Raw genomic sequence first — 12,092 nt, 5'->3', positions numbered from 1 at the left:
TTTTGAAATGTAGTGTTTCTGCTTCATTTCCGCAGCGAAGCAGCCTCGGGGGTTGACATGTCCGACAGCGGCCAGAAGTTCATCCGACGCAACCGAGCGCCTCGGGTTCATATCAGTTACGATGACCCTTACGATGCCAATCGTAAGATCGAGATTCCGTTTGTCATGGGTGTGATGTCGGATCTGTCCGGAAACTATGCCGGCGCAGAAAAACCCGACGTGGCGGATCGCGGGTTCCTCGACATCGACATGGACAACTTCGAGAACCGCATGGCGGCGATCGAGCCTGGCGTCACCTTCCGGGTCGACAACAAGCTCGGCGACACGCCATCGGGCGAAAAGCTCCAGGTCGCGCTGCGGTTCTCGAAGATGGCCGATTTCAGCCCCGCCGCGGTGGCGCGCCAGGTGCCGGCCGTCGCCAAGCTGCTGGAGGCGCGCGAGCAGCTCGCCAACCTCAAGAGCTACATGGACGGGAAAGCGGGCGCGGAAGCCAAGCTGCGTGAACTGCTGAGCGACCCGAAACTGATGGCCGCGCTGAGCGAGCGCGCCAAACCAGCCTCCGAAGACGAGAAATCCTAAGCACGCCCAAATCCTAGGCACGCCCACAATCCTGAGCACGCCTACGACGCGCCACTTCGCTTTTTGGAACGGTCATCATGGCTACCGAGCTCAAATCCGCTACCCAAACCGGGCAGACCGAAACGCGCGATGTCGATGAGTTCGCCTCGCTGCTGAAGCAGAGCTTCAAGCCGCGCAGCGAACGCGCCGCGACCGAGGTCGAGAATGCCGTCTCGACGCTGGTCCAGCAGGCGCTGGCCGATCAGTCGCTGGTCAAGGACGACGTTCTCGACACGATCGAGGAGATGATCGCGCAACTCGACAAGAAGCTCTCCGAGCAGGTCAACGCGATCATCCACGCGCCGGAATTTCAGCAGATCGAGAGCGCCTGGCGCGGGCTGAACTACCTGATCATGAATTCGGAGACTGACGTTCAGCTCAAGATCCGCGTGATGAACATCTCGAAGAACGAGCTGTCGCGCACGCTGAAGCTCTATCCCGGCGCGAAATGGGACCAGAGCCCGCTGTTCAAGAAGGTCTATGAGCATGAGTTCGGCCAGCTCGGCGGCGAACCCTATGGCTGCCTGATCGGCGACTACTATTTCAGCCACCTGCCGCAGGACGTGCAGCTGCTGCGCGACATCAGCAAGGTCGCGGCCTCCGCGCATGCGCCCTTCTTCGCGGCCGCAGGCCCGACATTGATGGGCATGGATTCCTGGAACGAGCTCGCCAATCCGCGCGATCTCGGCAAGATCTTCGACACGCCCGACTATGCCGCCTGGCGCTCGCTGCGCGATTCCGACGATTCCTGCTACGCCGGCCTGTGCATGCCGCGTGTGCTGTCACGCCTGCCCTATGGCGCGAAATCCGACCCTGTCGAGGAATTCGGCTTCGAGGAGGAAACCGACGGCCATACCGGCTCGAACTATGCCTGGATGAACGCCTCCTATGCGATGGCGGTGAACATCAACCGGGCCTTCAAGGAATGGGGCTGGTGCACGCGCATTCGCGGCGTCCAGTCGGGCGGCGAAGTCATCAACCTGCCGACCCATACCTTCCCGAGCGATGATGGCGGCGTCGACCTGAAATGCCCCACCGAAATCGCGATCAGCGACCGGCGCGAGGCCGAGCTCGCCAAGGCCGGGCTGATCCCGCTGATCCACCGCAAGAATTCCGACAAGGCAGCCTTCATCGGCGCGCAATCGCTCTACAAGCCGAAGAAATACGACAACAACGTCGATGCGACGGCGTCGTCAAACCTTCGCTCCCGCCTGCCATACATGTTCGCGGTCTCGCGTTTCGCGCATTACCTGAAATGCATGGTGCGCGACAAGGTCGGCTCGACGATGGAGCAGGAGCAGCTCACCGTCTGGCTGCAGGAATGGATCAACCAATATGTCGATGGCGCACCAGCGACCTCGACCGAACAAACGAAGGCGCGCAAGCCGCTGGCGGCAGCCAGCGTCCAGATTCGCCCGGACGAGGAAAACCCAGGTTACTACTCGGCGCGCTTCCTGTTGCGGCCGCACTACCAGCTCGAGGGCATGGATGTGAGCCTCAGCCTGGTGTCGCGGCTCCCGCAGAAGTCCTGAGAGGCCGTCTGAACTCGGATTGCTCCAGGTAGCGTGGCTGCAACGACAGCCTCTCTACCGGGGTTGGGAGTGGCACCGGAAGCCCGGGCGGGCAACGGCGCCTAGTCTGCACTGGCAATGGAGAATCCACTATGGCAGCCGAAGACATCCACCTGAAGCTCGAATCGCCGTCAGTCGAAGGCGACAGCACCGTCAAAGGGCATGAAAAGGAGCTCGCGCTCCAATCCTGGAGCTTCGGTGCAAGCCAGAGCGCCTCGATGCATGAGGCGACCGGTGGCGGCAAAGGCAAATCCTCCTTCGGGGACGTGCAATGCTTCATGAGGGCGGACACCGCCTCCGTCACCCTGCTGCAGTTCCTGGCGAAAGGCACCCATATCGGCAAGGGCACGCTGATCCAGCGCAAGGCCGGCGACAAGCCGCTCGATTTCGTCACGCTGATCATGGAAGAGATCATCGTCAGCAATGTCAGTTTGAGCGGCTCAGGTGATGAGGCCACCGTGTCCTTCGCGCTGAATTTCGCCAAATTCGAGTACAAGTTCGCGGCGCAGGACGCCAAGGGCAACAAGGGCAAGGAGCCCTCGTTCAAATACGACATCGCCAAGGTCGACGCGGCGTAATCAGCGGCGGCGGTCTGCAGCACCAGCCCTCGGGTCAGCGGTGTCGCGGCCTTTTGCAGCCGCGCGAGATCACGGCGGCCGCGCTCCGCGCGGCTTCCGCCTGTGCTTGGCTTGCGGAGTAGGCGATGAGTCGCAAGAAATCGGTCAGCCTGCGGATTCCGCTGATGTCGGCCTTCCGCGCCGGAGCGGAGGCAAAGGATGCCAGAAAGGCTGTCGATCTGCGTGACGAGGCCGGTGAGCGCGTCTTGGCTGGCCGTCTCGTGACCGGCCGGGCCGCGATCTCGGAGAGCCGATTGCGCAGCGAGTTGTCGCGCGATCTCGGCACTCTGCTGAACACCGTGAACCTGGAATCGTCCTTCGATCTCGGCTCCAACGAAGCCGTTCGCCGGTCGATCCTCAATTACGGCCTGCCCGACATCGCCCATCGCACGATCGACGAGGCGGGCATCGAGAATATCGACCAGGAGATCAAGGACGCGCTGCTGCTCTTCGAGCCGCGGCTTGTCCGGCAATCGCTGCATGTCGAGCGCGACAAGTCGATCGCCGTGCATGAACTGGCGGTCCGCTTCATCGTGCGCGCCGACATGGTGGCGGACCCGGTCAATGTTCCCGTCGAGTTCTTCGCCGAGATGCAGGCGGGCTCGGGCAAGATCATGGTCAGCCGCCTCTAGAGCGTTTTCGAGCGAAGTGGATACCGGTTCGCGTGAAGAAAACGCGTAAAAACAAAAGACTAAGGCAGCGCGCCCTGTCCATTCAGGTTACCTCGGCAGACGAGTTCGTTTCGACCTTCGGGAATACGCCCATGACGACCCCAGACATCATCCCGGCCCGCTCCGGCGCTCATCGCAGCATGAGGGCATGATGTCGCCCAGGGATCGGCTTCCGCGTTTCGATACGACACTCTAGCCGCCATGGATCGCGAATTCCTCGACCTCTACAATCGCGAACTGGACCTGCTCTACCAGCAGGCCAAGGAGTTCGGCGACGAATATCCCGGCATTGCCGACCGCCTCGGCGGCCTGGTGCGCGACCGCATCGACCCGATGGTGTCGGGACTGCTGGAGGGCACCGCCTTTCTCGCGGCGCGCGTGCAGCTCAAGCTGAAGCATGAATTCCCGGAATTCACCTCCAATCTGCTCGAGCAGCTGGTGCCGAATTATCTGGCGCCGACACCGTCCTGCATCCTGGCGCGCTTTCAGCCCGCCTTCGGCGACACGGCGCTGCGCGAAGGCAAAGCCATCGCGAAGGGCAGCTATATCGACGCGACCTATCAGCAGCGCGGCCGCCGTGTCGCCTGCCGCTATCGGCTCGCCTCCGACGTCACGCTCTGGCCCTTCGAGATCACCGGCGCGGAGTATTTCGCGACGCCCGCCGCCTTGCAGGGCCTTGGCATCCCGATCGACCGGCGGGCGCTGGCGGGCCTGCGCATCGGCCTGACCCACCGCACCACGCCGCGCCGCGACGACGAGCCTTCCGACACTGAAGCCAAGGCGAAGCCCGAATGCTGGTTCTCCGGCACGAAGCTCGAGACCCTGCCCTTCTATCTCACCGGCGCGGAACCGGATGCCCACGCCCTCTATGAGCACGTCATGGCGCGCTGCATCGGCGTGTTCCTGCGCTATCTCGATCCGTTCGGCGATCCGGTCGCCGTGCCCTTGCCGCAGGATTGCCTGCGGCAGATCGGCATGGAGGAGGAAGAGGCGCTGCTGCCGCATGATGCCCGGATCTTCCGGGGCTTCGACCTGCTGCGCGAATATTTCATGTTCCCGCGCAAATTCCTCGGCTTCACGCTGGGCGGGCTGAAAGCCGTCCGCCAGTCGCTCGCGGCGCGCAATATCGAGATCGTCATGGTCTTCGACGAGGCGAGCCCGCGGCTCGGCAGCATCGTCGATGGCAACACCTTCTCGCTCTACACGAGCCCTGCGGTGAACCTGTTCGAGATGGGCACCGACCGCATTCCGATGAAGACCAATGTCCACGAGCACCATGTCGTGCCGGACCGCAGCCGCTATCTCGAATTCGAACCGCACCGCATCGTCGAGGTCTTCGCGCATTTCGCCGGCGGGCGGGAGAAGGTGCCGGTGCGCCCGCTCTATTCCTCCTCGCTCGAAAGCGGCGATGAATCCGGGCTGTTCTACACCATCCGCCGCCTGCCCCGGCGCCGCTCGATCGAGGAGAAGCAGCGCGGCGCGGCTTCAGACTATATCGGCACGGACATGTTCATCTCGCTGACGGAAAAGCCGGGCACGGATCTGGCAGCGCGCGTCGTCGAGCTCAGCATCCGCGCCTTCTGCAGTAACCGGCATCTGGCCGAGCAGTTGCCGGTCGGCAGCAGCGGCGCCGATTTCCGCCTGCCCGAGGACCAGACGCTCGACATCGTCTGCGTGGCGGGGCCGACGGCGCCGCGCGAGCCCGTCGCCTCCTATCTGCGCAGCCGCGGCGAGACCGCCCATACCGGGACCGTGACCTGGCGATTGATCAACATGCTCAGCCTCAACCATCTCGGCCTGCTCGAGCGCGGCGGCGGCAAGGACGGGCGGGCGCTGCGCGAGACGCTCGCCCTCTTCGCCGACCTCGCGGACGCCGCCACCGAACGGCGCATCCGCGGGACGCGTTCGCTCGACAGCCGCCCTGTGGTCAGGCGCGTGCGCCATCGCGCGGGGCTCGGCGCAGCGCGCGGCACGGAGGTCACCGTGACCCTGGACGAGAAGGCCTTCGAGGGCTCGGGCGCCTTCCTGCTGGGAGCCATCCTCGACCGCTTCTTCGCCGAATATGCCGGCATGAACCACTTCACCCAGACCGTGATCCGCACGGTCGAGCGCGGCGAGATCGCGCGCTGGCCGCCCCGCGCCGGATCGAGGAGGGTGCTGTGAGCTTCCTCGAGGACCTGACCCAGGAGCCCTGGCGCTTCGATTTCTACGAGACGCTGCGGCGGCTGGAGCGCGCCAATCCCAAGCAGCCCCGCATCGGCAATTCCAGCGCGACGCGCGAGGACTATGTCGCGCTGGGCCAGGACCCCTATATGGATTTCCCGGCCTCGACCCTGGCCAAGGCCGGGGCGGACGCGACCGGGCGCATGCGCATCCTGGTCAAGTTCCTCGGCCTGCTCGGCCCGCAGGGTGCCCTGCCCTATGCCACGACCGAGGAAGCCCATGGCTGGCTGCTCGCCGGCGACGACGCCTTTCCGCGCTTTCTCGACCTGTTTCAGAACCGCTTCCTGCAATTGTTTTTCCGCAGCTGGGCCGATGCCAGGCCTGTGGCCCAGCATGACAGCCTCGACCATGACCGCTTCTTCGATTTCGTCGGCTCCGGCATCGGACTGGGCAGCGCGCCCTATCGCGGGCTCGACGCCACGCCGGACGCGCTGAAGGCCGGCTTTTCCGGCCTGCTCGGCGCGCAGGCGAAATCGGCGGCGCGCCTGCGCGGCTTTCTCGAGGGGATGTTCAACCTCAAGGTCGAGATCGATGAATTCGTCGGCATGAAGATCGAATTCGAGGAAAGTGACCGCTCCAGCCTCGGCGGCCGCCATGCCCGGCTCGGCGTCGACATGCTGATCGGCGCCGGCGTCTTCAGCATCGAGGACAAGATCGTGGTGCGGCTGCATACGGCCGATCTCGACGAATACCGGCGCTTCCTGCCGAGCGGCGACATCTGCCAGGCCCTGAACGACGCGATCTTCTTCGTCGTCGGCCACGAGATCACCTGGGATATCGAGCTCGCCATCCCCGCCAGCAAGGTCGAACCGATGCGCCTGTCGCGCTCGGGCCAGCTCGGCTGGACCTCATGGCTCTCACCGAAGCGCGATGTCGATGCCAGCGAGATCCGTTGCGATGCGCGCTTCCAGCCGGGGCAAAAGACCGCCCCACAGCCGAAAAAACCGCCGAAAACCAACAAGACGAAGGGGCCGTCATGAGCGAGATCAGTCTGGAGGCCATTACCGGCAAGCTCAATCGCCTGGGCTACGACGCCTTCATCCAGGCGCTGCGCGCAGCCAAACGCAGCGGCAACCGCAATGTCGAGGTGGCGCACTGGCTGCTGCATCTGCTCCAGAACGACAAATCCGACATCGCGATCACCATCGACCATTACAAGCTCGACCGCGCCCGCATGCTCGCCGAGATCGGCGCGGTCGTGAACGGCTTCAAGCGCAACGAGACCGAGATGCCCGGCGTCTCGAACCAGGTCACCGACCTGCTCGATCGCGGCTGGCACTATGCGACGCTGTTCTTCGGCGAGACCCAGATCCGCTCCGGCCATGTCCTGGTCGCGGCGCTGAAATCGCTCGATGTCCGCCGCGCCCTGGTCGACGCCTCCAAGGAATTCGCGAAAATCCCGGTCGACACGCTGGCCGGCGAGTACCGCACCGTCTGGGCCCAGTCGGACGAGGAATCGCTGCAGCCGATGGACGGTTCGGGATTGCGCGCGGCCGGTACGCCGGGCGCGGAGGCCGCGCCCGGAGCCAAGGGCTCGACCGCTCTCGACCGCTTCTCGATCGATCTCACCGCCAAGGCGGCCTCGGGGACGATGGACCCGATCACCGGCCGCGACGACGAGATCCGCCAGATCATCGACGTGCTGATGCGCCGGCGCCAGAACAACCCGATCCTCACCGGCGAGGCCGGCGTCGGCAAGACCGCCGTGGTCGAGGGCTTTGCCCAGCGCATCGCCTCGGGTGACGTGCCGCCGCCCTTGCGCGGCGTCAGGCTGTGCTCGCTCGATATCGGCCTGATGCAGGCCGGCGCCTCGATGAAGGGCGAGTTCGAGCAGCGCCTGCGCTCGGTCATCGACGAAGTGCAGTCCTCGCCGACACCGGTGATCCTGTTCATCGACGAGGCGCATACGCTGATCGGCGCAGGCGGGGCCGCCGGCACGGGCGATGCCGCCAACCTGCTGAAACCGGCTCTGGCGCGCGGCACCTTGCGCACCATCGCGGCGACGACCTGGGCCGAGTACCGGCTCTATTTCGAGAAGGATCCGGCGCTGACCCGGCGCTTCCAGCCCGTGCAGATCGACGAGCCCGACATCGCTCGCTGCTGCACCATGCTGCGCGGCATTCTGGGGCCGATGGAGAAGCACCATGGCGTGCGCATCTCGGATGCGGCGATCGTCGCGGCGGTGAGCCTGTCGCATCGCTACATCCCGGCGCGGCAATTGCCCGACAAGGCGGTGAGCCTGCTCGACACGGCCTGCGCCCGCGTCGCGATCAGCCAGACCACGACGCCGGCCTCGATCGAGGATACGCGCATCACTATTGCCGCGCTCGACAAGGAAAAGACCGCGCTGGAGACCGATCGCGACATCGGCACCGACGCGAGCGAGCGTCTCGCCGAGATTGCGACCGAGACCGCGACGCTGCAGGAGAAGCTGGCGAAGCTCGAAGCCGAATGGGCCTCGGAGAAGGCGATCGTCGACGAGATCAAGGCGCTGCGCGAGAAGATTGCCAAGGCCGCAGCTGACAAGGCAGCAGCAGCCAAGGCAGCTCCCGCCGCCGGCTCGGACGCGGCCAGCGACGACGCAGCCAATGACGACGCAGCACCCGCCGCCGCACCGATCGGCGAGGATGCGGAAGCGGCTCCCCCCGATGCAGAAGCCGATTTCGCCGCGCTGAAGGACAGGAACGCCTCGCTCGAAGCCTTGAACCCCGACGAGCGCAAGATCTACGCCCATGTCGACGAGCAGGCTGTCGCGGCGATCGTTTCGGACTGGACCGGCATTCCGGTCGGCCGGATGGTCAAGGACGAGATCGAGACCATCCTCAACCTGGCCGAGACCTTGAACAAGCGCGTCGTCGGCCAGGCCCATGGGCTGGCGATGATCGCCAAGCGCATCGAGACCAACCGCGCCAAGCTCGACAACCCCAATAAGCCGATCGGCGTGTTCATGCTCTGCGGGCCCTCAGGCGTCGGCAAGACCGAGACGGCGCTGGCGCTGGCGGAGGCGCTCTATGGCGGCGAGCAGAACATCATCACCATCAATATGAGCGAGTTCCAGGAGGCGCACACGGTCTCGACGCTGAAGGGCGCACCTCCCGGCTATGTCGGCTATGGCGAGGGCGGCCGCTTGACCGAAGCCGTACGCCGCAAGCCCTATTCGGTGGTGCTGCTCGACGAAGTCGAGAAGGCGCACCCGGATGTGCACGAGCTGTTCTTCCAGGTCTTCGACAAGGGCCAGATGGAGGACGGCACCGGCCGCCGGATCGATTTCAAGAACACGCTGATCATCCTGACCTCGAATGTCGGCACCGATGTGATCATGGACATGGCGCGCGACCCGTCAGCCAAGCCCGACGCCGAGACGCTTTCGGCGGCGCTGCGCCCGTCGCTGCTGCAGGTCTTCCCGCCGGCCCTGATCGGCCGCATCGTCACGATCCCCTATTACCCGCTCTCGCCCGACATGCTGGGCGGCATCGTGCGCCTCCAGCTCGACCGCATCGGCAAGCGCATCCGCGAGAACCACAACGCCGCTTTCATCTATGACGACGCGGTGGTCGCGCATATCGTCTCGCGCTGCAACGACCCGGATTCCGGCGGCCGCATGATCGACAACATCATCACCAACACGCTGCTGCCGGCGCTCTCGCGCGCCTTCCTCAACAAGGCGATCGAGAAAACCGAGGTGAAGAGCGCCAAGGTCGCGATCGCGGACGGGCAGTTCGCCTATGAGGTCGCGTAGAGCCGTGGTTCGAATAAAAGCGCCCAGCGTCGGTTGGAAATGCCCTCATCCTGAGGAGCTGGCCTGAAATGAACCCAAAGATTTCAATGGCTCTGTCTTCGCCACCGACGCGCCGTCATCCTGGGCGAAGCGAAGCTTCGACCCGGGATCCATCGTAGAGCTCCGGAGCCCTCCGATGGATCCGGAGCTGCGCCGCTTCGCGGCTTGTCCAGGATGACGGCGCGGGGATGTCGAGCGATCGGAAGTCTCCGATATCGCTCGGTTCATTTCAGGTCAGACTCTGAGGAGGCATTCCCCGGGGAATACCTCCTCAGGAAAAGGCTATCGGACATTTCAAACGGGCGCTCAGCCGCCGATGATCACAGTCGGGCAGCCCATCATGATCTTGTTGGGCGGCCCGAGCGCCTCGACGATGGTGTCGCCCATGCGGCAGGCCGGCAAGCCGTTGATCATCACGGTCGTCGAGCCATCGACAACGACGCCGGGTCCATGCGGCGGGATCGGCAAGGGCGTGGCGCAGATATGGATGTCGACCCCGCCACCGCCTGCTGCCGCACCGGTGATCGTCGCGCTCATCGCGGCGGACGCCGCTGTCTTGGCGGCCTCCTCGGCCGCAACCGCTGCCGCTGCGCCCGGGGTGGGGGCGGCAGCGACCGTCGCCGCTTTCGCCGCGGCGAGCGTGGTGTCCGACGCCTGCTTTGCGGCCTGCACAGCGGCCGCACCGGCCCCGCCGATGCCGCGCCAGGCCGGCAGGCCGCCAATCAGGACATTGGCGCTGCCCGGCCCCGGTTGCAGGACCGGCGGCAGCGGGTGCAGCACGGGATCGGTTATACGGGCAGCCGGTCCGGTCGGCATGGCCTATCCCTCCGCAAGATGACGCAGGGGAATCCTAGATCCTGCGTGGTAAACCCACAAGGCTGCTCGGGAGCCCGTTGGACATTCCAGCCCTCATCCTGAGGAGCCGCGCAGCGGCGTCTCGAAGGATGAGGGCTGGAGTTTAGGATGGGGTTGGAGTTTCCAAACCGGCTGCTCAGGAGCGCAGCTTGCTCGCCAACCTGTCGTAGCATTCCGAAAAATACAGCATGAAGGCATCGACCAGGCCGTTGTCGTGGCGCTCGGTCTTGGCCTTCCAGCGCGTGACGAAATGGTCCCAGAGCTTGGCCTTGCGCGAGCCCATCAGGCCGCCGAGCCCGCCTTCCTTGTCCGTCGCGGCCTCGATGACGGTGGGATCCAGATCTTCCACCACCATTTTCAACGCCTGCTGCATGGCGGAGTAGGTGTTCATCTGGTGGGTCTTCAGATCCTTGAAGCTGTCTTCGAGCGCCCGCCTGGCGTCGAGATAGCTCGTCGTGCTGGGCCCGAACATGATCCGCAGCGCGTCCTCGACGGTCGGCGAGAATTTCAACGGGTTGTTCTCCAGCGCCTGGATCATGGTCTGGTTGGTGCTGCGCACGAGGCCCTTGGTCTCGGCCCGCGCCTGCAGCATCTGCTTGACGTTCTCGCAAGTGATCCTGAGCAGCAGGCCGGCAAGCTCGGCCATCTCCTCGGGCGAGCGGCGGTTGAAGATGTCCTCGCTGACGCCAGCGCCGCGCGCCATCCTCGCTGCGAGCTGATTGCCGATCTGCGCCTGGGCCGAAGTCTGGGCCGACGGAGCCTTGACCGGGGTCGGCGGAGCGGCCGGCGGCGGCTCGGGTGCCGTGGCGACAGCGGCAGCCGGGCGCGCGGCCTTGGCCGCCAGGATCGCGGCCGGCGGCGAGGTCATGTAGCCGCCCAACGGCACGGGCTCGGGCGAAGGCTGAGCCGGCTCGGGCGCATCGGGAATGGGGTGGATCGACCAGTCGCCGCGTGGCGCCGGCAGCGGCGCGGTCATCGGCGGCAAGGCTTCGAAGCCCGGCACTTCGGCATTCGGCGCCGGCGGCGGAACAGGGGGAGGCGCGGCGGGGGCAGCGCTCCGGTCCGGCGGCAGCCAGGCCGGTTCGTTGCGGCGCGCCGGCTCATCGATATCCGGGATATCGACATACCAGTTCATCAGGTCGTTCTGCTCAGTCGCCGGGCGCGGTGGCCTGAGCTCGGAGGCCGGGATCGGCGGCTCTGTCGAGGCGCTGTCCCACATCTCCTCCGGCCGCGAGAAGGACGGCGCGGCAGCCTCGGGGGCGGTGTCCGACGCACCTTCGCTGTCGACGCTCGCCCCGATAATGTAGTGGCCGATCTCGAGCCGGTCGCCATCCTTGAGGCGGTGTGGCCCCGACATGCGCAATTCGCTGCCATTGACGAAGGTGCCGTTGCTCGACACGTCGTGCAGCCAATAGGCGCCGTCGCGGAAACGCACCTCGCAGTGCCGGCTGGAGACGATCCGGCCAGGGTCGGGCAAGGTCCAGTCGAGATACTGGTCGCGGCCGATATCAAGCCCGCGCTGGCCCTTGATGGTGATCTGGAGCGGGCCGCCATCGGGCAGCCGGTCCACGTTCTGTATCGACAGCGTAAGCGACGGCACGCGCAGTTTCCCGTTCACACAAAGCCCGGACGTAATCCTACGCAAGTATCGTACGGCTCGACGCGAAAATCATAGTGCGACGTAAGGAAAGGTCAAAGAATCCTTACGTCCAAGGCAAGCATCGCGACGGCAAGCATCGGGATGGCCAGATCGGATGGC

The 12,092-nt window shown here is 65.2% G+C and carries 9 protein-coding genes; 7 read left to right on the top strand and 2 right to left on the bottom strand.

What is annotated here, in order from left to right; translation table 11 throughout:
• The first annotated feature begins 57 nt into the window (after positions 1 to 57).
• From tssB to tssH, 7 genes are all read left to right on the top strand, one after another.
• Positions 58 to 579, top strand: a complete 522-nt coding sequence (tssB, locus tag BMZ97_RS00250; RefSeq protein ID WP_092166424.1) for a type VI secretion system contractile sheath small subunit — start codon at positions 58 to 60, stop codon at positions 577 to 579.
• 77 nt (positions 580 to 656) lie between these two features.
• On the top strand, positions 657 to 2,150 hold the full coding sequence (tssC, locus tag BMZ97_RS00245) for a type VI secretion system contractile sheath large subunit (RefSeq protein WP_092164285.1): 1,494 nt from the start codon (positions 657 to 659) through the stop codon (positions 2,148 to 2,150).
• 131 nt (positions 2,151 to 2,281) lie between these two features.
• Positions 2,282 to 2,767 carry an Hcp family type VI secretion system effector gene (locus BMZ97_RS00240; RefSeq protein ID WP_092164284.1) on the top strand — a complete coding sequence of 162 codons (486 nt, stop codon included), beginning with the start codon at positions 2,282 to 2,284 and terminating at the stop codon, positions 2,765 to 2,767.
• A gap of 125 nt (positions 2,768 to 2,892) precedes the next feature.
• Entirely contained in the window at positions 2,893 to 3,438 is a 546-nt protein-coding gene (tssE, locus tag BMZ97_RS00235; RefSeq protein ID WP_244546172.1) for a type VI secretion system baseplate subunit TssE, read from the top strand.
• A 240-nt stretch (positions 3,439 to 3,678) separates the two neighbouring features.
• On the top strand, positions 3,679 to 5,640 hold the full coding sequence (tssF, locus tag BMZ97_RS00230) for a type VI secretion system baseplate subunit TssF (RefSeq protein WP_092164283.1): 1,962 nt from the start codon (positions 3,679 to 3,681) through the stop codon (positions 5,638 to 5,640).
• On the top strand, positions 5,637 to 6,680 hold the full coding sequence (tssG, locus tag BMZ97_RS00225) for a type VI secretion system baseplate subunit TssG (RefSeq protein WP_092164282.1): 1,044 nt from the start codon (positions 5,637 to 5,639) through the stop codon (positions 6,678 to 6,680). Before tssF ends, tssG begins: the two co-directional genes overlap by 4 nt.
• A complete protein-coding gene (tssH, locus tag BMZ97_RS00220) occupies positions 6,677 to 9,439 on the top strand; it encodes a type VI secretion system ATPase TssH (protein WP_092164281.1) in 2,763 nt (920 codons plus the stop codon). The genes tssG and tssH overlap by 4 nt, the downstream gene beginning before the upstream one ends.
• Positions 9,440 to 9,784: 345 nt before the next feature.
• Here the strand turns inward: tssH and BMZ97_RS00215 are convergent, their stop codons facing one another.
• Both BMZ97_RS00215 and tagH read right to left on the bottom strand, forming a co-directional pair.
• Positions 9,785 to 10,294 carry a PAAR domain-containing protein gene (locus BMZ97_RS00215; RefSeq protein WP_092164280.1) on the bottom strand — a complete coding sequence of 170 codons (510 nt, stop codon included), beginning with the start codon at positions 10,292 to 10,294 and terminating at the stop codon, positions 9,785 to 9,787.
• 175 nt (positions 10,295 to 10,469) lie between these two features.
• Complete coding sequence (tagH, locus tag BMZ97_RS00210; protein ID WP_175525377.1) at positions 10,470 to 11,933, bottom strand: type VI secretion system-associated FHA domain protein TagH; 1,464 nt, start codon at positions 11,931 to 11,933, stop codon at positions 10,470 to 10,472.
• Positions 11,934 to 12,092: the final 159 nt, after the last annotated feature.

The organism is Allobosea sp. OK403 (assembly GCF_900113835.1).
Taxonomy (GTDB): domain Bacteria; phylum Pseudomonadota; class Alphaproteobacteria; order Rhizobiales; family Beijerinckiaceae; genus Allobosea.
The sequence above is the reverse complement of the archived record's forward strand: the minus strand, read 5'-3'. Positions and strand labels throughout refer to the sequence as shown.